The 18,678-nt window shown below is 73.5% G+C and carries 20 protein-coding genes and 1 tRNA gene; 9 read left to right on the top strand and 12 right to left on the bottom strand.

Annotated features, from left to right (window positions below):
• Positions 1-31 precede the first annotated feature (31 nt).
• Both F3L20_RS30135 and F3L20_RS30130 read left to right on the top strand, forming a co-directional pair.
• Positions 32-448, top strand: coding sequence for a DUF3224 domain-containing protein (locus F3L20_RS30135; RefSeq protein WP_150156969.1), 417 nt, complete (start codon positions 32-34; stop codon positions 446-448).
• Between the two features lie 68 nt (positions 449-516).
• A tRNA-Thr gene (locus tag F3L20_RS30130) sits at positions 517-590 on the top strand.
• A 54-nt stretch (positions 591-644) separates the two neighbouring features.
• Here the strand turns inward: F3L20_RS30130 and F3L20_RS30125 are convergent.
• The 3 genes from F3L20_RS30125 to F3L20_RS30115 all read right to left on the bottom strand — a co-directional run bounded on the left by F3L20_RS30125 (position 645) and on the right by F3L20_RS30115 (position 3,791).
• Positions 645-1,541 (bottom strand): aminoglycoside phosphotransferase family protein, encoded by an 897-nt coding sequence (locus tag F3L20_RS30125; RefSeq protein WP_382685510.1) that lies wholly within the window; start codon positions 1,539-1,541, stop codon positions 645-647.
• Positions 1,542-1,595: 54 nt separating this feature from the next.
• The gene (locus tag F3L20_RS30120) at positions 1,596-2,570 is read right to left on the bottom strand and encodes a zinc-binding dehydrogenase (RefSeq protein ID WP_150157549.1); all 975 of its coding nucleotides are present in this window, start codon (positions 2,568-2,570) and stop codon (positions 1,596-1,598) included.
• 63 nt (positions 2,571-2,633) lie between these two features.
• Complete coding sequence (locus F3L20_RS30115) at positions 2,634-3,791, bottom strand: FAD-dependent oxidoreductase (RefSeq protein ID WP_150156967.1); 1,158 nt, start codon at positions 3,789-3,791, stop codon at positions 2,634-2,636.
• Positions 3,792-3,944: 153 nt separating this feature from the next.
• Between F3L20_RS30115 and F3L20_RS30110 the strand changes: the two genes are divergently transcribed.
• Positions 3,945-4,622: a pentapeptide repeat-containing protein gene (locus F3L20_RS30110; RefSeq protein ID WP_150156966.1), complete on the top strand. Its 678-nt coding sequence runs from the start codon at positions 3,945-3,947 to the stop codon at positions 4,620-4,622.
• Positions 4,623-4,764: 142 nt separating this feature from the next.
• On the opposite strand, the gene F3L20_RS30105 is transcribed toward F3L20_RS30110, so the two are convergent.
• Positions 4,765-5,265: a hypothetical protein gene (locus F3L20_RS30105; RefSeq protein WP_150156965.1), complete on the bottom strand. Its 501-nt coding sequence runs from the start codon at positions 5,263-5,265 to the stop codon at positions 4,765-4,767.
• Between the two features lie 50 nt (positions 5,266-5,315).
• Between F3L20_RS30105 and F3L20_RS30100 the strand changes: the two genes are divergently transcribed.
• Positions 5,316-6,728 (top strand): M1 family metallopeptidase, encoded by a 1,413-nt coding sequence (locus tag F3L20_RS30100; RefSeq protein WP_150156964.1) that lies wholly within the window; start codon positions 5,316-5,318, stop codon positions 6,726-6,728.
• Here the strand turns inward: F3L20_RS30100 and F3L20_RS30095 are convergent.
• Positions 6,725-7,297 carry a GNAT family N-acetyltransferase gene (locus F3L20_RS30095; RefSeq protein ID WP_150156963.1) on the bottom strand — a complete coding sequence of 191 codons (573 nt, stop codon included), beginning with the start codon at positions 7,295-7,297 and terminating at the stop codon, positions 6,725-6,727. The two genes, F3L20_RS30100 and F3L20_RS30095, sit on opposite strands and share 4 nt — an antisense overlap.
• A gap of 96 nt (positions 7,298-7,393) precedes the next feature.
• Positions 7,394-7,969, bottom strand: coding sequence for a TerD family protein (locus tag F3L20_RS30090; protein ID WP_033276109.1), 576 nt, complete (start codon positions 7,967-7,969; stop codon positions 7,394-7,396).
• Positions 7,970-8,129: 160 nt separating this feature from the next.
• Between F3L20_RS30090 and arfB the strand changes: the two genes are divergently transcribed.
• Positions 8,130-8,555: an alternative ribosome rescue aminoacyl-tRNA hydrolase ArfB gene (gene arfB, locus F3L20_RS30085; RefSeq protein WP_382685523.1), complete on the top strand. Its 426-nt coding sequence runs from the start codon at positions 8,130-8,132 to the stop codon at positions 8,553-8,555.
• A 143-nt stretch (positions 8,556-8,698) separates the two neighbouring features.
• On the opposite strand, the gene F3L20_RS30080 is transcribed toward arfB, so the two are convergent.
• Both F3L20_RS30080 and F3L20_RS30075 read right to left on the bottom strand, forming a co-directional pair.
• Positions 8,699-9,166: a GNAT family N-acetyltransferase gene (locus F3L20_RS30080; RefSeq protein ID WP_150156961.1), complete on the bottom strand. Its 468-nt coding sequence runs from the start codon at positions 9,164-9,166 to the stop codon at positions 8,699-8,701.
• A 53-nt stretch (positions 9,167-9,219) separates the two neighbouring features.
• Positions 9,220-9,804, bottom strand: a complete 585-nt coding sequence (locus F3L20_RS30075; protein WP_150156960.1) for a flavin reductase family protein — start codon at positions 9,802-9,804, stop codon at positions 9,220-9,222.
• Positions 9,805-10,120: 316 nt separating this feature from the next.
• Here F3L20_RS30075 and cdgB point away from each other — a divergent pair, with 316 nt between their 5' ends.
• Both cdgB and F3L20_RS30065 read left to right on the top strand, forming a co-directional pair.
• Complete coding sequence (gene cdgB, locus F3L20_RS30070) at positions 10,121-11,803, top strand: diguanylate cyclase CdgB (RefSeq protein ID WP_150156959.1); 1,683 nt, start codon at positions 10,121-10,123, stop codon at positions 11,801-11,803.
• A gap of 114 nt (positions 11,804-11,917) precedes the next feature.
• Complete coding sequence (locus tag F3L20_RS30065) at positions 11,918-12,844, top strand: carbohydrate-binding protein (RefSeq protein ID WP_150156958.1); 927 nt, start codon at positions 11,918-11,920, stop codon at positions 12,842-12,844.
• Between the two features lie 13 nt (positions 12,845-12,857).
• Here F3L20_RS30065 and F3L20_RS30060 read toward each other — a convergent pair whose 3' ends face one another.
• The 3 genes from F3L20_RS30060 to F3L20_RS30050 all read right to left on the bottom strand — a co-directional run bounded on the left by F3L20_RS30060 (position 12,858) and on the right by F3L20_RS30050 (position 16,044).
• On the bottom strand, positions 12,858-13,787 hold the full coding sequence (locus F3L20_RS30060; protein ID WP_150157548.1) for a 1-phosphofructokinase family hexose kinase: 930 nt from the start codon (positions 13,785-13,787) through the stop codon (positions 12,858-12,860).
• A 119-nt stretch (positions 13,788-13,906) separates the two neighbouring features.
• Positions 13,907-15,079: an N-acetylglucosamine-6-phosphate deacetylase gene (gene nagA, locus F3L20_RS30055; RefSeq protein WP_150156957.1), complete on the bottom strand. Its 1,173-nt coding sequence runs from the start codon at positions 15,077-15,079 to the stop codon at positions 13,907-13,909.
• A complete protein-coding gene (locus F3L20_RS30050) occupies positions 15,079-16,044 on the bottom strand; it encodes an ROK family protein (protein WP_150156956.1) in 966 nt (321 codons plus the stop codon). Before F3L20_RS30050 ends, nagA begins: the two co-directional genes overlap by 1 nt.
• Positions 16,045-16,158: 114 nt before the next feature.
• On the opposite strand from F3L20_RS30050, the gene F3L20_RS30045 reads away from it, so the two are divergent.
• Complete coding sequence (locus F3L20_RS30045; protein WP_150156955.1) at positions 16,159-17,427, top strand: ABC transporter substrate-binding protein; 1,269 nt, start codon at positions 16,159-16,161, stop codon at positions 17,425-17,427.
• Between the two features lie 9 nt (positions 17,428-17,436).
• Entirely contained in the window at positions 17,437-17,673 is a 237-nt protein-coding gene (locus F3L20_RS30040) for a DUF3263 domain-containing protein (RefSeq protein ID WP_145826719.1), read from the top strand.
• A gap of 142 nt (positions 17,674-17,815) precedes the next feature.
• On the opposite strand, the gene otsB is transcribed toward F3L20_RS30040, so the two are convergent.
• Positions 17,816-18,676, bottom strand: a complete 861-nt coding sequence (gene otsB / locus F3L20_RS30035) for a trehalose-phosphatase (RefSeq protein ID WP_150156954.1) — start codon at positions 18,674-18,676, stop codon at positions 17,816-17,818.
• Positions 18,677-18,678 lie beyond the last annotated feature (2 nt).

Below are 18,678 nucleotides of genomic sequence, written 5' to 3'. Positions count from 1 at the left end.
CGACGTCGACCGACCACGGAAGGGAACACCCATGCCCGTCACCGAGACCACCGGCCACTTCACCTTCGCCGACTGGAAGGAGAACCCGGTCTCCCCGGAGGACTCCTTCCCCCGGCTCGCGCACGCCACGGTGACCAACGCCTTCACCGGCGGCATCGAGGCCGAGGCCACCGTCTGCGACTACGCGATCGCCTACGGGTCCGGCACCACCGGCACCTTCGCCGGGATGGAGCTCGTCACCGGCCGCCTCGACGGCCGGGCCGGCACCTTCGTGCTGGAGGAGCGGGGGCGCTTCGACAGCGACGGCACCGTGCACTGCGCCTTCGAGGTGGTCGAAGGCTCCGGCACCGGGGAGCTGACGGGGCTGCGCGGCACGGGCGGCTTCACCTACCGGCACGGCGAGACGAAGGTGCCGTACACCTTCGCCTACGAGGTGACGCGCTCCTGAATCACGTGCGTGGCCCGGCGAAACCGGCACTGTGTACAGTGGACCGCGCTTCGCGCGCGCCGCGCGTCGCCTCCTTAGCTCAGATGGTCAGAGCAGCTGTCTTGTAAACAGCAGGTCGTCGGTTCGAATCCGACAGGGGGCTCCGGCAACGCCCCGGGCCGGTCTCTCCCCGGCCCGGGTTTCTTCATGCCCTCCGTCACGCCGTACGGCCGCGCAGGCGGCGGGCGATCTCCAGGTCCGCGTCGTCCAGGGGGCGGCATTCCTCGGTCTCCCACAGGCAGTTCTGCAGCACCCGCCCGTACGTCCACGCCCGGCCCCGCGCCCGGTCCAGGCCCAGCACCTCGGTCATCGCGTCGAAGCGCCACTGGACGTCGTCGGGGTCGAAGTTGTTGGCCAGGGCGGGCCACAGGTCGAAGCCGGGGTCGCCGGCCAGCGGCTTGGGGTCGATGGCCAGCCAGGGCGCCCGGTCGGCGGCGAGGACGTTCTCGTCGTGCAGGTCCCAGTGCAGCAGGCGGTCGCCCGGTTCGTCCGCGACCTCGCGCACGGCGGCGGCGCAGTCGGCCACGAGGCGGCGGTTCTCGGGGTCCGGGATGCGCTCCAGCACGGCGGGCGTGCGCTCCAGCATGGACGCGGCGATGTCCCCGAGGCGGCGCATGCCCGCGGGAGCCGGGGTGGTGTGCAGATGGGCCAGGAGCCGCGCGATCACCAGGACGCCCTCGTGCACGTCCGGCCGGTGGGCGAGCATCCGGGAGGAGTCGAGGCGCTCCAGCAGCATGGTGCCGGTCGGCTCGTCGTGGTCGAGCAGGCGGACCGCCCCGTCGCCGTTCCACAGGCGCAGGGCGACCGGCTCGCCCTCGCTCTCGTGGTCGCGGATCTGGAGCTTCAGCACCGCCGGCGTGCCGTCGGCGCGGTCGACCGGGAGGACGAGGGCGCTCACGCCGTGCATGGGCGCCCCGGCCAGGCGCAGTTCCCAGCGGTCCAGGAAACCGGCGGCGAGGTCCGGCAGGGCGGCGATGAAGGCCCGGCCGGCCTCCTTGTTGAACTTGACCTGTGACTCGGCGAGTTCCGCGGGGATGTCGATCACACCTGGCACGGTAGTGCCGTACGGGGGCCCGGCGCGCCCGGTTTCCCGGGCGCCGCACGGCCGCTACGGCTCCAGGACGACCTTGCCGGTCGTCGCCCGGTTCTCCAGGGCCCGGTGGGCGTCGGCGGCGCGGGCGAGCGGGAAGCGGTGCACGGCGGGGGTGAGCCGGCCCGCGGCCGCCTCGGCGAGGGAGCGGGACTCCAGCGTGCGCATCGGGTCGGGGCCGCCTGCCCGGCGCATCATCGCGGGGCCGAGGACGTTCACCGAGACGCCCTCCACGAGGTACGGGCTGTCGCTGCGGACGCCCTGCGACGACCAGCCGAACACCACGTGCCGGCCGCCGGGTGCCAGCAGCCCGACCAGCGTGCGGGCCACGTCACCGCCCACGCCGTCGTACACGACGGTCACCTTGCCCCGGTGGCCCTCCAGCCGCGCGGGCCAGTCCGGGGCGGTGTAGTCGACGGCGAGCCCGGCGCCGCCCCGAGCCACCAGGGCCGTCTTCTCCGGTCCGCCGGCGAGACCGATCACGGTCGCGCCCGCGTTCCGGGCGTACTGCACGAGGAGGGTGCCGAGACCGCCCGCGGCGGCCGGTACGGCGACCACGTCGCCCGGGCCCGGCTCGGCGAACCGCACGATCCCCATCGCCGTACGGCCCGTGCCGATCATGGCGACGGCCTCGGCGAAGTCCAGGCGCTCCGGGACCTCGTGCAGCCGCCCGGCGTCGGCGACCGCCAGCTCGGCGTAGCCTCCGGGGGCGAAACCGAGGTGGGTGACGACCCGCTTGCCGAGCCAGTCGGCGGGGGTGCCCGGGCCGAGCGCCTCGACCACTCCGGCGATCTCACGGCCGGGGATCGTCGGCAGCTCGGCCGGCGCGGGGCCGGGGCCCCGCATGCCCTCGCGCAGGGCCGTGTCGAGGAGGTGCACCCCGGCCGCCCGGGCGGCGACACGGACCTGGCCCGGGCCCGGCACCGGGTCCTCGACCCGCTCGTACGTGAGGTTCCCGGCGGGGCCGAAGGCGTGCAGTCGTACGGCGTGCATGGTGATCCCCCAGGGGCGGTCGCGGGGCGCCCGGTGCGCCGCCGTGACCTCCACGGTGTGACCTCAAGCGTGCTTGAGGTCAAGTGTCGTCCGGCCGAGGACGAGGGAGACGGCCGTCAGGGCGCTGGAGAAGGACACCTCGGAGAGCACGCCCGGCGCGGCGACCCGGTCACCGGCGAGGAAGACACCGTCCCCGCGGTCGACGGCGGGCCGGTCGCGCCAGGTGGTGCCGGGCGGGTCGACGGCTCCGGTACGGCCGTCCGCCAGCGCCTCGCGCCGCCAGGTGACCCGCTCCCGCCATCCCGGGAACGCCAGATCCAGCAGCTCCTCCGCGCGGGCGGTGCCGTCGGCCTTCGAAGCGTCCGGGGCGACGGGGATCTGACCCTGGATCAGCTGTTCGCCGGCCGGGGCGAGGGTGGGGTCCTGCGCGGTGAACCGCTCCAGCCAGCCGGGCGCGTCGAGGTCGGACACGGCGAACGCGTCGCCGCGCCGGGTGCGCAGCGCCAGGTCGACCAGGACGGTACGGCCGCTCGGCCAGGTCAGCGAGGGGTCGCCGAGGAGGCGGCGGGCGGCCTCCAGGGAGGTGGCGACGACCACCGGGGCGCCGGTGGGCACGGTGTCGACGCGGGACAGCGTCTCGATCCGCACCCCCAGGTTCCACGCGCGGGCGGCCATCCTGTCGATCAGCGCGCCCCAGCCGCCGCGCGGGTAGTGCGCCTCCGGCGGCAGCCTGGTGGCCCGGCGCAGCCGCTCGTGCACGAACGCGGCGGACAGCGAGCCGGGGTCGTGGTGGAACAGCGCGACGGCCGAGTAGTGCGCGGCGGCCCGCGCGCCCTCCTCACCGGCGATCCCGGTGGCCCAGGTGAGAAAGTCGGCGTCGACCGGTGCCCGCAGGCCCGGCCGCAGCAGCTTCAGCATCGCGAGCGGCGGGGTGCGGCGCAGTGCGCCCCGGTGGCGCAACCGCAGCCGGGCCGCCTCGCGGGGCGGCAGCGGGGCGAGCGGGTCGAGGAGGCCGCGGCGGCGCAGCCAGGTCCAGTGCGGTCCGCCGTTGTAGAGGGCGTGCGGGCCCTCGTTGGTGCGGTAGGGGCCGTCGGCGGTGCGGGCGCGGCCACCCAGGGTGTGGTGGGCTTCGTACAGGGTGACCTTGGCGCCCGCCTCGGCGGCGGAGACGGCCGCGGTGAGACCGGCGAAGCCGCCGCCGACGACGGTGATGCGGTGCATGGCTGGGTTCTCCCTCGGTCGGGCTCGGTCGGGTGCCGGGGCGGGCGTGCTCCGGCCCTCGTATCCAGGACGCCGGACGGGCGCCGGATGTGACACGCGGGTCGTTCTCGCAGGCCGGGCCGGTTGTCAGTGGCGGGGTGCAGCATGGGCGGCATGGTGCGTGGAGCGGCGGGCGATGCGAAGGTCCGGGCGGCGCGGCGGCCGGAGCTGAGGCTGCCCGCGCTGGAGCGGTACGACGGGGGAGGGCTGGAGCCGGACGGCGACTACGACGGGCTGGAGTTCGACGGCGCGGACCTCGCCGGGCAGGACGGGGGAGGGGCCCGTTTCATGGACTGCGCGCTGCGGGGGTGCGCGCTGGACGAGGCGCGGCTGTCCCGGGCGCGGGTGCTGGACTCGGTGCTCAGCGGGGTCCGGGGGGTGGGCACCGACCTCGCCCGGGCGACCCTGCGGGACGTCGAGCTGACCGACGCGCGGCTCGGCGGCACCCAGCTGCACGGGGCGTCGCTGGAGCGGGTCGTGGTCCGGGGCGGGAAGATCGACTTCCTGAATCTGCGCGCGGCCGTGCTCAAGGACGTGGTCTTCGAGGGCTGCGTGCTGGTGGAGCCGGACTTCGGCGGGGCCCGGCTGGAGCGCGTGGAGTTCGCCGACTGCACGCTGAAGGGCGTGGACCTCTCCGGCGCCGTGCTGAAGGACGTCGACCTCAGACGCGCCTCCTCGCTGGAGATCGCGCGCGGGGTGGACCGGCTGTCCGGGGCGGTGATCAGCACGGGCCAGCTGCTGGACCTGGCCCCCTTCCTGGCGGCGGAGCTGGGGATCGCCGTGGAGGGGTGAGCGGAGCCGGCTCCGGTTCCTCGTGTTCGACGTGGCCTGTCCGGCCGTCTTCGGGCCGGATCACCGACGCATCGTGGAGGCCCGGAGCTGATCGAACGCGTCGACCGCTTTGATCCGTGGTGCCGCGGGGGCCCGGGGGCCGTCAGGAGAGGCGGGGGTAGCGGGACTGGAGGGTCCAGACGGCCGGGTTCTCGCCGAGGTCGTCGTGCAGGTCGGTCAGGTCGGCCAGCAGGTCGTGCAGGAAGTCGCGGGCCTCGCGGCGCAGTTCGGCGTGGGAGAAGGTCAGCGGGGGCTCGGACGCCGGCAGCCACTCCGCCTCGATGTCCACCCAGCCGAAGCGGCGCTCGAACAGCAGCCGGTCGGTGGACTCGGTGAAGTCCAGCTCGGCGTGCTGCGGCCGCGAGGCGCGCGAGCCCGCCGGGTCCCGGTCGACGCGCTCCACGATGTCGCACAGCGCCCACGCGAAGTCGAGCACCGGCACCCATCCCCAGGCTGTGGACAGCTCCCGGTCCGACTCGGTGTCGGCGAGGTAGACGTCACCGCAGAACAGGTCGTGCCGCAGGGCGTGGACGTCCGCGCGGCGGTAGTCGGTCTGCGGGGGGTCGGGGAAGCGGTTGGAGAGGGCGTAACCGATGTCGAGCACGTGGGTGATGGTGTCACGCTCCGGCGACCCGCCCGCCATAGGATCCCGACGTGCGCACCCCCCGCCCCCGCCGCAGCATCGCCGCCGCCCTGCTCGCGGTGGCCCTGACCGCGTGCGGGAGCGGCTCCGAGCCCGAGGGGGCCGGCGGATCCGGTGCCGGCGACCCGTACTTCCCCGAGGCGGGCAACGGCGGCTACGACGTCACCCACTACGACCTCGACCTCGCCTACGCCCCCGGCGACCGCCGCCTCACCGGCACCGCGGCGATCGACGCCCGGGCCACCGAGGACCTCACCGCCCTGAATCTTGACCTCCAGGGCCTCGACGTCGACGCCGTCACCGTCGACGGCGCCGCCGCCCGCTGGAGCCGCGAGGGCCAGGAACTGACCGTCCGGCCGCGCGACGCACTCGACCGGGACGCCCGCTTCCGCGTCGTCGTCCACTACTCCGGCACCCCCGAGACCGTCACCGACCCCGATGGTTCGGAGGAGGGCTGGCTGCGCACCGCCGACGGCGCGCTGGCGCTGGGCCAGCCGGTGGGCTCGATGGCCTGGTTCCCCGGCAACCACCACCCCTCCGACAAGGCCACCTACGCCCTGGCCGTCACGGTCCCCGAAGGGCTGCGGGCGGTGTCCAACGGGGAGCCGGCCGGCGAGGAGACGAAGGACGGCCGCACGACGTTCCGCTGGCGCACCGCCGAACCGATGGCGAGCTACCTGGCGACCGTGGCGATCGGCCGGTACGACGTCCACCGCGGCGAGACGCCCGGCGGGCTGCCGGTGTTCACGGCCGTCGACCCCCGCCAGGCGGCGGCGGGCCGCGCGACCGTGGACCTGCTCCCGGACGTCGTGGAGTGGGCGCAGCGGCGGTTCGGGCCGTACCCCTTCTCCTCCACGGGCGTCATCGTCGAACGCCCGGGGGACGCCGGGTACGCGCTGGAGACGCAGAACCGTCCCGTCTTCCCCGGCGCCCCCGACACGGCCCTGCTGGTCCACGAGATCGCCCACCAGTGGTACGGCGACTCCGTCACTCCGGCGACCTGGCGGGACATGTGGCTCAACGAGGGCTTCGCGACGTACGCGCAGTGGCTGTGGGAGGAGGACCACGGCGGCGACAGCGCGCAGCGCACCTTCGACCGCCTGTACGCCGGCTCGTACTTCCCGGACGCGGGGACCAACGCGGCGGTGTGGTCCTTCCCGCCCGCCGACCCGCCGGACGCGGCGCACGTCTCCGCCACCCCCGTCTACTGGCGGGGCGCGATGGTTCTGCACATGGTCCGCCGGACCGCCGGTGACGACGCCTTCGGCCGGCTGCTGCGCGGCTGGGCGGCGGAGCACCGGCACGGCAACGCGGACACCGGCGACTTCACGCGGTACGTCGAGGAGTCGGTGCCGGACAAGGACTTCTCCCGGGTCTGGGAGGAGTGGCTGTACGGGAGCGGGCGGCCGGCGGACGCGTCCTAGGCCGGGTCCGGGCCCGGAGCGGGGCCGGAGGCGGGGTCCGGTGCCGTGGCGGGGGCGGTGAGCGGTTTGCGCAGGACCGTGCACGGGCGCCCGAGGCGGTGGTCCCGGCGGTGGTCGACCGCCGTGTAACCGAGGGCGGTCCAGAAGGCCAGGCCCGTGGTGTTGTCGTCCAGCACGGCGAGGCGTACGGCGGTACGGCCGGCCGTGCGCAGGCGGTCCTCGACGAGTTCCGCGAGGCGGCGGCCGTGGCCCCGGCCGTGCAGGCTCGCGTCCACCATCAGCAGACCGATCCACGGATCGGGGTCGGCGGGGTCGGGGTGGACCGCGAGGGTGACGGCGATCCCGACGAGGAGCCCCTCGCCGCGGGCCAGCAGGACTTCCGTGTGCGGGTCGGCCAGCTCCCGGGCGAGCTCGGCGGCCACCTGCTCGGGCCGGATGCCGTACGGGTCGGGGAAGTCGCCGCTGAGGGCGTGGAAGACGTGGTTGGAGGCGTACAGGGCGGTGATCTCGGTCAGCACGGGGCCGGGGAGGTCACCGTCCGGGGACGGGCGCAGAGGGTCGAGGAACACGGGGGCAACGTAGCGCGCGGTGGGGCGGGCACGGCGGAGCCCCCGCCCGGCCGGTCGCGGGGCGGGGGCTCCGTCAGGTCGGTCGCGGGGCGACCGTCAGACGTTCACGCCGAAATCCTGGGCGATGCCCACGAGGCCCGAGGCGTAGCCCTGGCCGACCGCGCGGAACTTCCACTCCGCGCCGTTGCGGTAGAGCTCGCCGAAGACCATGGCGGTCTCGGTGGCGGCGTCCTCCGACAGGTCGTAGCGCGCGATCTCGGCGCCGCCGGCCTGGTTGACGATACGGATGTACGCGTTGCGCACCTGGCCGAAGTTCTGGCTGCGGTTCTCGGCGTCGTAGATCGAGACCGGGAAGACGATCTTGTCGACGTCGGCCGGGAGGGCCGCCAGGTTGACGTTGATCGCCTCGTCGTCGCCCTCGCCCTCACCGGTGCGGTTGTCACCGGTGTGGACGATGGTGTTGTCCGGGGTCTGCTTGTTGTTGAAGAAGACGAAGTGGGCGTCCGAGTAGACCTTGCCCTGCGTGTTGACCGCGATCGCCGACGCGTCGAGGTCGAAGTCCGTTCCCGTGGTGGTGCGGACGTCCCAGCCGAGGCCCACGGTGACGGCGGTCAGGCCCGGAGCCTCCTTGGTGAGCGAGACGTTGCCACCCTTGGACAGGCTTACAGCCATTGTTGGGAGTCCCTTCCCTCGTTTGCGTACGGCTATGAAGCTACAGCTACCACCTTGAACGCCGGAGGGGGTGCGCGAGGTTCCGGGTCTCTTTACTTTCTTTACCCGACTGCGGATATTCGGGTGACGTGGCCGGTGCGGGCGCGGGAACCTGTATGTCATGTCCGGTCCCTATGTCGTACGCGGCTCCGTCTCCCTGCCCGAGGCCGAGCTCATGTGGCGTTTCTCCAGGTCGTCAGGGCCCGGCGGGCAGCATGTGAACACCAGCGACACCCAGGTCGAACTGCGGTTCGACCTCGCCCGGACCGAGGGGCTGCCCGAGGTGTGGAAGCAGCGGGCGCTGGAGCGGCTGGCGGGGCGGCTGCACGACGGGGTGGTCACCGTGCGGGCGTCGGAGCACCGGTCGCAGTGGCGGAACCGGGAGGCGGCGGCGGTGCGGCTGGCCGCGTTGCTGGCGGAGGCGACGGCGCCGCCGCCGCGGCCGCGGAGGGCCACGCGGGTGCCGCGGGGGATCAACGAGCGGCGGCTCAGGGAGAAGAAGCGGCGGTCGGAGACCAAGCGGGGGCGCTCCGCGCGGGACTGGTAGGGGGGCGCCCCCTGTGGTCACCTGCGGGTGGGTGGGGGTTGTTCGCGCAGTTCCCCGCGCCCCTTGGGGGGTTTGGACCGTGGGTCCCTGCGGGCCGGTGGGGGCTTGGCGCGCGGTTCCCCGCGCCCCTTCGGGGCGCGTTCCTACAGAGGCAGGACGCCCACGTGCTCCTCGTCGACCTTCTCGTCCGTCTTCTCGAAGCCCAGGGTGAGGTAGAAATTCTCCGGGCCGTGTTCGCCGGGGTGCCAGGTGACGTGGAGGGTCTTCGTGCCGCGGCGGCGTAGTTCTTCCGCCACCGCCTCCACCGCGAAGCGGCCGTAGCCCTTGCCCTGTTCGTCCGCCGCGATGTTCAGGCGCCACAGGCCGGAGCGGATGTCGGTGCCGTCGTCGCGCCAGTCGATGTCGAGGAACGCCATCACGAAGCCGACCACGCGGTCGCCGTCGACGATCAGGCGGGGCCACGCGGCCCGGGGGCGGACGTACGCCTCCGCGAGGGAGTCGGCCACCGGGTGGACCGCGAACTCCTGCTCCGGGCGGACCCGCAGGGCGAGGGCGGCCTCGAGGTTCGCCGGTGTGAGCTCTTCGAGGCGCGGGGCCCTGATGGTCGTCATGCGTGGAGGGTAGGCGGGGAGAACGGCGGCGGTAAAAGGGATTTCGGAAGCGCTCAGCCCAACTGGCGGTAACGGCCCCGGAAGTAGGCGAGCGGGCCGCCCTCCGCGCTCGGCACGGCGGCCGTCATCACACGGCCGATCACCAGCGTGTGGTCGCCGGCCCGCACCCGCTGTTCGGTACGGCACTCCAGCGTCGCCAGCGCGCCGCCCACCAGCGGGGCCCCGGTGTGCTCGCCGCGCCGGTAAGGGATGTCCGCGAACAGCAGACGGTCACTGACCCGGCCCTTCATCGAGAAACGCCCCGCGATGTGGCGCTGGCTCTCGGACAGCACCGACACCGCCCACAGCGGCTGCTCCTCGAGCAGCTCGTCCATGCGGGAGCCCTCGCGCAGACTGACCAGCACCAGCGGCGGGTCCAGGGAGACCGACAGGAACGCGGTCGCGGTCATGCCGACGTCCTCGCCGGCCGGCGCCCCGGGGTCGTCCGGGTCCAGCGGCGGCTCCATGGCGGTCACCAGGACCACTCCGGCGGCCAGGCGGGACATGGCGGCACGGAACTCGTCGTTGCTCACCCCCTCAGCATGCAGGGCGGCGGACGGAACGGTGATCGGGACGGGGGCGGCGGGAGTGTTCAGCACACCGGGAACGCTAATCTCCGCTTCACGGGCACCGCATCGGACCCTGGCCCGAACCAGGACCTAGGACCAGCGGCCGATCCGGGCACGAATCATGCACAATCACCACACAATCCGCGTCACGGATATGGGCCGGGATACCGCGCGTAGATCACGCAATTGTTCACGTTTAGCTGTGACTTGAGTCACAAGGGGCAATAATTGTTGACCCTGTGTACCGGGTGAGCAGCGCGCTGTGATTCAGTGGCGGGGAAGCTGCTGCGACGATACGCCGAAGATGACCCTTGATGCGCTGCGAGGTCTCGGGGGGAGGGCGAGGATGGAGACCGAGTCGGAACCCTACGTCCGTCTGGCATCCCTGCGACAACTCCACCGGGCCATGGCCGACATGAACACGGCCCGCAGCCTGGCGGACACGTTGCAGACGGTCGCCGACGGCGTCGTGGGCGCCCTCGGGTACGAGCTGGCCTGCGTCAATCTCGTACGCCCCGACGGCGATCTCGTGGTCGCCGCCCTCGCCGGGAACGCGGCCGCCGAGGCCCTCATCACCGGCCGGGTCGGCTCGCGTGACTCCTGGGAGCGCCGGCTCACCATGGGTGAGCGCTGGGGCGACCTGATCTTCATACCGCACACCGAGGGCTGGGTCCTCGACGACGACGACGTCCCGCAGTGGTACACCGACGGCCCCGCTCCCCGCTTCGAGGACGAGTGGCACCCCGCCGACCGCCTCTTCGCCCCCATGTACGCGCCCGGGCCGCAGGGCGGCGGCACCTCCGGCGAGCTGGTCGGCGTGCTCTCCGTCGACCGCCCGCGCAACGGCCGCAGGCCCGGCGCCTGGGGCCGCGAGGCCCTGCAGATGTACGCCTTCCAGGCCGCCATCGCCATCAGCAACGCCCGGCTGCGCTCCAACATGCAGCGCGCCCTGGTCCGCCTGGAGCGCGAGCAGCAGGCGCTGCGGGCCAGCGAGGAGAGCTTCCGGCAGGCCTTCGAGTACGCGCCGTCCGGCATGGCCATCGCCGAGATGGGCGGCGACCAGCACGGCCGCATCCTGCGTACCAACGACGCCCTGTGCCGCCTGCTTGGCCGCCCCGCCTCCGCGATGCGCCGCTACTCCTTCTCCGACCTGGTCCACCCCGAGGACATAAGCACCCTGCTGCGTACCTCCGCGGAGGGCGGCCGGGCGGAGCTGCGACTGTGCCGCCGCGACGGCAGCTACGTCTGGGTCTCCCTGCGCAACTCCGTCGTCGCCGACGCCGCCGACGGGCCGCGCTTCCTGCTCACCCACGTCGAGGACATCGAGGAGCGCAAGCGCCGCGAGCTCCAGCTCGCCCACCGCGCCTCCCACGACTCGCTCACCGGACTGCCGAACTCCGCCGAACTGCGCGCCCGGCTCTCCTCCCGGCTGTGCCGGCAGCAGCCGCACACGCTGCCCGCCGCCGTGGACTCCATGGAGCCCTACGAGTCCTTCGACTCCCACGACGCCTACGGCCCGCCCGCCTTCGACCGGGGGCACGACTTCGACTTCCCGCCCGGCAGCGACGACTACGACGGCTACGACCACCATGTGCACACCGTCGCGCCCGCCGCGGACGCCGACGACGGCACCAAGGGGCTCGCGGTGCTCTTCTGCGACCTCGACGGCTTCAAGTCGATCAACGACCGCTTCGGGCACAACGCGGGCGACGCGGTGCTCATCGAGGTCGCCCGCCGGCTCAGCAACGGCGTGCGGGACGGCGACACCGTGGCCCGGCTCGGCGGTGACGAATTCGTCATCCTCGCCGACGGCCTCGGCCGGGCCGACGCACAGGACCTCGCGGTGCGGCTGCGCAACGAGATCATCCAGCCCATCCGGGCCGAGGGGCGGGCCGTCCGGGTGGGGGCCAGCTTCGGCATCGGGTGGGCCCACTGCGGGATGACGGCCGACGAAGTATTGAAATCGGCCGACGAACGGATGTACGTCGAGAAACGATCTCGTCCCAAACAGCACCGGCGTGCCGGCTGACGTGCAGGTCGGCCGATTGATGCGGTCCGCATCACCCTTTCGGGTCAGAGAGACCGGGTAGGCTCGCCTTCTCCGCACACGTACGCACCCGATCCGCAGCTAGGAGCACAGGGGATGACGCCCGGCAACAACGGCGCGAGCACGCCCGAGGACGACGACCCGTTCGGCTACCTGTACGCCGACGGGCAGGCCAACGGAGCCCAGCCGCCGTCCGGGGGTTACGGCTACCCGAACTCGGTCAACCGGGTGCGGCCGGTCGGGACCCGCCAGTACGGCCAGCCGGGCCCCGCCCCGCAGGCACCGCCCCAGCAGGGCGCCTACGGCCAGCCCAACACCCACTACGCCGCCCCGGAGACGCTGCCGGGCAGCGCGCCCACCGCGCACTCCCCGCAGCCGTCGCACGGCGGGGGCGGCCGGGGCCGCGGCCCGAACACCAAGGGGCTGCTGATCGGCGCGATCGCCGTGGTCGCCGCGGTCGTGATCGGCATCGGCGTCGCCATGATCAGCGGTGACGACGACGACAAGGGCGGCGACGAGGCGGGCCCCACCCCGACCGCCACCCAGGACACCGGCAAGCCGAGCCCTTCGTCCTCGGAGGACGACAAGGGCGAGGACGAGGTGAAGCTGCCCACCATCGACGCCAAGGCTCTCCGTCTCGGCGGAGGAGCGACCCTCGCGTCGGACTTCGAGGGCGCGAAGGCCGACGGCGGCGTCTACGTCACCGGCTTCAACCAGGTCGGCGCGAAGGTCACCTGGACCGTCAGCGGCGTCAAGGCCGGCAACTACCGCTTCTACGTGCAGTACGGCATCCCCGGTGAGGACGCCGACGCGACCGTCGTGGTCAACGGCAAGGCCGAGAGCCGCCCGCTGAACATGAAGAACTTCGGCGACACTCCTAAGGGCGACTGGGAGAAGGGCTGGAAGGAAACCTGGGCCAACGTGAACCTCAACGACGGCACCAACACCATCGAGCTGACCTGCGCCGAGGGCAACAAGTGCAACGCCGTCCTCGACCAGTTCTGGCTCGCGGAGCCGGAGTAGCGGGGCACGGCCCTCAGGCCGCCGTGGCCACGCCCGTGACCGTGACCGTGGTCAGGAACTCCTCGTAGGTTCCCCGGTCGAAGTCGCCGGCCGTGGGGGAGAGGACCGTGGCCGCCGAGAGGGCCGTGGCGCGGGTCAGGCGGTCGGGCCAGGGGCGGTGCTCCACCAGGGCGGACAGGAGGCCGGCGACGGCCGAGTCGCCCGCGCCGGTCGGGTTGCCGGCCAGGCGGGCCGGCGGGGTCGCGCGCCAGTGGCCCTCCGGGGTCACCGCGAGCAGGCCCTCCGCGCCCAGTGAGGCGACGACCGCGCGGGCCCCGCGCCGGCGGGCGTCCTGGGTGGCGCGCAACGGCTCGTGGAACCCGGTCAGTTCGGCCAGTTCGCCGGCGTTCGGTTTGATGATGTCGGGCCGGCCCGCCACTCCTCGGCGCAGCGCCGTCCCGCTCGTGTCGAGCAGCACCGGGACCCGGGCCGCGCGGGCCGTGCGGACCAGCCCCGCGTACGCGCCCACCGGGACGCCCGGGGGCAGGCTGCCGCACAGGGCAACCGCGGAGGCGGACGCCAGCAGGTCGTCGTAGACCTCCTGGAAGGCGGACCACTCGGCGTGGGTGATGTCCGGGCCGGGCTCGTTGAGGTGGGTGGTGGCGCCCGTGCGCTCGTCGGCCAGCGTCACCGTGCGCCGGGTGGTGCCGGAGATCGGGACCAGGGCGTCCGTGAGGCGCGGGACGTCCGTGAGGCGGTCGCGCAGGACGCGTCCCGTCAGGCCGCCGGAGAAGCCCGTGACGGTCACCTCGTGGCCGAGCGCGGCCAGCACCCGCGCGACGTTGACGCCCTTGCCACCGGGCCGTTCCAGCACCTCGGACACCCGGTGGGAGGCTCCCGCCCGCAGGGACGGGACGCGATAGGTGACGTCGAGAGCGGTGTTCAGCGTGACCGTGAGAATCACCGGGCCGACCTCCCCCTCTTGCCTGCCTTCCATGGGCCCCTGGGGTCACGATCATGCCAAAAGGAAGGCGGTCGGCCCACCCCCAGGACCGGCCACCCTGCGCCGATCCCGGGGACGGATCAGGCCAGTTGGGGAGCGACCACCCATTCTCCCCGGCGCATCACGCCCACCAGGGCGAAGGCGTCGTCCAGCACGACCAGGTCGGCGTCCTTGCCGGGTTCCAGCGAGCCGATGCGGTCGTCCAGACCCAGCAGCCGCGCCGGGTTGGCGGAGATCGCCGCGACGACGTCCTCCACCGGCAGCTTGTCCACCGTCACCGCCCGCCTGAAGGCGCGGTCCAGGGTGAGCGTGGAGCCGGCGATCGAGTTGCCCTCGACCAGCCGCGCCACCCCGTCCGCGACCTCGACCTCCAGCGGGCCGAGCATGTAGCGGCCGTCGCCGAAGCCGGCCGCGTCCATCGCGTCGGTGATGAAGGCGACCCGCTCACGGCCCGCGTGGTGGAAGGCCAGTTGCAGCGCGGCCGGGTGCAGGTGCGTGCCGTCGTTGATCAGCTCGACGGTGACCCGCTCGTCCTCCAGCAGCGCGGTGATCGGGCCGGGGGCGCGGTGGCCGAGCGGCGGCATCGCGTTGAAGAGGTGGGTGGCGACGGTCGCGCCCGCGTCGACGGCGGCGAGCGTCTGCTCGTAGGTCGCGTCGGTGTGGCCCACGGCCGCGATCACCCCGTGCTCGACGAGCAGCCGTACGGAGTCCAGGCCGCCCGGGAGCTCGGTCGCCAGGGTCATCATGCGGGCGTGGCCGTGGGCCGCGTCGATCAGCTTGCGGACCTCGGCCGGGTCGGGGTCGCGCAGCAGGCTCTCGTCGTGCGCGCCCTTGCGGCACGGGGAGATGAACGGCCCCTCGAAGTGGATGCCGGCGATGTCGCCCTGCTGGGCCAGCTCCGCCAGCATCCCGGCGTGCCGGGCGAGGAAGTCCAGGTCGCCGGTGACGGCGGAGGCGACCAGCGTGGTGGTGCCGTGCAGGCGGTGGGTGCGGACGCCCTGGAGGACGTCCTCGGCGTCGCCGCCGGCGAAGGACGCCCCGCCGCCGCCGTGGTTGTGGAGGTCGACGAAGCCGGGGACCAGCCAGTGACCGCGCAGGTCGACCGTCCCGGCCGTGTCGGACGTCCCGGCCGTCGTCGTCGGGCCGGGGGCCGTGGCCGCGATGCGCGTGCCCTCGACGGTCACGCTTCCGCCGTCCACGGTCCCGGTGGGCAGGACCACCCGGGCACCGGTGAGAACCTTGGTGGGGGCCATCAGGTGGTTACCTCCGAGGGGTCAGTGGTCTCGATCGAGGGGTCGGTGGTCTCGATCAGGTCCCAGGCGAGAAGCCCCGCGCCCAGGCATCCGGCGGTGTCCCCGAGAGCCGCGGGGACCAGGGACGGGAGCTTCTGGAAGGTGACCCGCCGTCGGACGGCCTCCCGCAGCGGTGTGAACAAGGTTTCCCCCGCCTCGGCGAGCCCGCCACCGATGATCAGCGTGCGGGGGTCCAGCAGGGTGAGCGCGGTGACCAGGCCGTCGGCGAGCGCGTCCACCGCGTCCTGCCACACCCGCACGGCGCGGGCGTCCCCCGACTCCACGGCCTTGGCGCAGTCCGCCGCGTCCGCGCCCGGGTCGCCGCAGGCCGCCGCCCACGCCTGGCTCACGGCCGACGCGGACGCGAACCGCTCCAGACAGCCGCGCTGACCGCAGGGACACGCGGTGCCGCCGGGCCGTACGACGATGTGGCCGATCTCGCCCGCGAAGCCGTGCGCCCCGGCCTCGACCCGGCCGTCGATGCCGATGGCGCCCGCGATGCCGGTGCCGAGCGGGACGAACAGGAAGCGGTCGGCGCCGCGCCCCGCCCCGATCCGGCCCTCGGCCAGGCCGCCGGTGCGCACGTCGTGGCCGAGCGCCACGGGGACGCCGCCGAGCCGCTCGGTGAGCAGGGCGCGCAGCGGGACGTCCCGCCAGCCGAGGTTCGCCGCGAAGGCGGCGATGCCCTCCGCCTCGTCGACGATGCCGGGGACGGCGACCCCGGCGGCCGACGCCGGTACGCCGAGTTCGCGGATGCCGTGGGCGCGGAGGTCCGCCGCGAAGCCGAGGATGCCCTCGACGACCGCGTCCGGGCCGCGCTCGCGGCCGGTGGGGCGACGGGCCTGGTGCAGCAGCTCGCCGCCCGCCCCGACCAGGGCGGCCTTCATCCCGGTGCCGCCCACGTCGAGGGCGATGACATGTTTCACGGGGAACAGTGTGGCCCGCGGACCCGCGAGAGGTCTAGTCCACTCACGTGGTGTAGACCTTAATCCGGTTATCGGAACAGCGGACGGCGCTCGGCGCCGGGCAGGAGAGAGCACGTGCAGCGGCGGGTCAGGACAAGGACGATCGCGGCGGTGTCCGCGCTGGGACTGGCAGCGGTCCTCGGCGGATGCGGGGTCGGCGGCGAATCCTCCGACGTGACCCTCACCCTGGTCGCCGCCGACTACGGCAACGGCGCGGCGGACAGTTCCAAGAAGTACTGGGCCGACCTGGTCGACCGTTACGAGTCCGGCCACCCGGGGGTGACCGTCGACGTCAGCGTCTACTCGTGGAACGACGTCGACCGCAAGGTCAAGGAGATGGTCGACGCCGGCGACCCGCCGGACATGGCACAGATCGGCGCGTACGCCGACTACGCCTCGCAGGGCCTGCTCTACCAGGCCGGTGACCTGCTCTCCATCCCCGTCCAGGCGGACTTCCTCTCGCAGCTCTCCACCGCGGGCGAGGTCAACAGCGTGCAGTACGGCATGCCGTTCGGCGCGTCCACGCGGATGCTGTTCTACAACAAGGAGCTGTTCAAGGAGGCCGGGCTCACCCCGCCGACGACCTGGGACGAGCTGGCCGAGTGCGCCGAGGCCCTCAAGGCGCGCGGGGTGACCTACCCCTACGCGCTGCCGCTCGGACCGGAGGAGGCGCAGGCCGAGACCATGCAGTGGATGCTGAGCGGCGACGGCGGCTACACCGACGTCGGCGGCACCTACGGCATCGACTCCACCGAGAACGTCGAGACCTTCAGCTGGCTGCGGGACGAACTGGTCGGCAAGGGCCTCACCGGGCCCGTCGCGCCGGGCAAGCTGAACCGGGCCAAGGCGTTCGAGGCGTTCGCCGCCGGTGAGGTCGGCATGCTCAACGGGCATCCCTCGCTGATGGAGATGGCGGAGAAGAAGGGCGTGAAGTACGGCATGGTGCCGACGCCGGGGGCCGACGGCCCGACGTCCTCCACACTCGGCGTCGCCGACTGGATGACGGCGTTCGAGAAGAACGGGCACCGCGACGAGATCGGGGACTTCCTCGACTTCGTCTACAGCGAGCAGAACGTGGTCGCCTTCTCCCGTGAGTACGACCTGATGCCGGTCACCAACTCCGCGTCGCGGGCCATGTCGTCGTCCGGGCAGGACAAGGAACTCAAGCCGTTCATCGACCAGTTGCCGCTCTCGGAGCTGTACCCGGTGGGCAAGACCTCGTGGGCGGCCGTGAACGCCGAGATCAAGAAGCGGATCGGCGAGGCCGTGGAGCCGAACGGCAGCCCGGCGGGCGTGCTGGGCGGGCTGCAGGCGACGGCCGTACGGGCGGAGAACGCGGGGTAGCCTGCCGGCATGGGTGACGGTGAGGAGCTGGGGCGCCTCGAGCGGGACGTGCTCGCGCTGGAGCGGCGGGGGGCCGTGTCGCCGGGGGCGAAGGAGCGGGTGATCCGGGAGGAGCTGGGGTTGGTGCCTGTGCGGTACTACCAGCTGCTGAACGCGTTGCTGGACGATCCTCGGGCGCTGGCCCACGACCCCGTGACGGTGAACCGCCTGCGGCGGATCCGCGAGGCCCGGCGCGCCGAGCGGTGACGGTGCCGTTCGCGGGGCTCCGCCCCGGACCCCGCTCCTCAAACGCCGGAGGGGCTGATTTCAGCCCGTCCGGCGTTTGAGGACGAGGCCCGCCAGGGCCGACGGGGGGTCGGGGGGCGCAGCCCCCAGGGACAGCAACCCCTCAGGGCATCAGCCCTGCCAGTGCCCGCAGCAGGCGGACCACGCCCGACGGGCCGTCGACCACCAGGTCGGCCCGTTCGCGGAGCTCCGCGACCTCCTCGCTGCCGCTGCACACCAAAAGCCCCGGCGTGCCGGAAGCCCGCAGCTTGTCGACGGCCGTGAACGCGGCCAGGTCGCCCAGGTCGTCACCGGCGTAGAGAACGGACTCCGCCCCGATCTCCCGCGCGTACTCCAGCAGCGCGACCCCCTTGTCCATGCCCGGCGGCCGCAGTTCCAGGACCATGCGGCCGGGCTCGACGACCAGGCCGTGCCGGGTCGCGAGACCGGTGAGCGGCTCGCGCAGGGCCTCGAAGGCGGCCTGCGGATCGGCGGCCCTGCGGGTGTGGACGGCGACCGCCCGCCCCTTCTCCTCGATCCAGGTGCCCTGCCAGGCACCCACCTGGTCCAGCAGCCCCGGCAGCTCCGCGCGGGCGGCGGCGACGCCGGGGTGCGGGGCGGGCGCGGTGACCGTGCCGGTGACGGCGTCCCAGCGCTCGGCGCCGTAGTGGCCCAGCACCACCAGGTGCTCCAGACCGGGCACGCCCGCGAAGCCCCCGTGGCGCACGGCGACGCCCGGCGGGCGGCCGGTGACGACCGCGACCGCCGCCACCTTCGGGGCGAGCGCGGCGAGCGCGGGCACCGCGTCCGGGTGCGCGCGGGCCTGCTCCGGATCGGCGACGATCGGCGCGAGGGTCCCGTCGAAGTCGAGCCCGATCAGCGCCTTGCCAGGACGGGCGAGCAGCGCGTCCAGTCCGTCCCGCCCGGCCTGCGTGGCGGGTGTCGGCAGGGCGTCGGGGTCCGTGGAATCCGTGTGACTGGCCATAC

Source organism: Streptomyces tendae (genome assembly GCF_008632955.1).
GTDB lineage: Bacteria > Actinomycetota > Actinomycetes > Streptomycetales > Streptomycetaceae > Streptomyces.
Note: the sequence above shows the minus strand (reverse complement) of the source record. Positions and strands in the feature narration are given on the sequence as shown.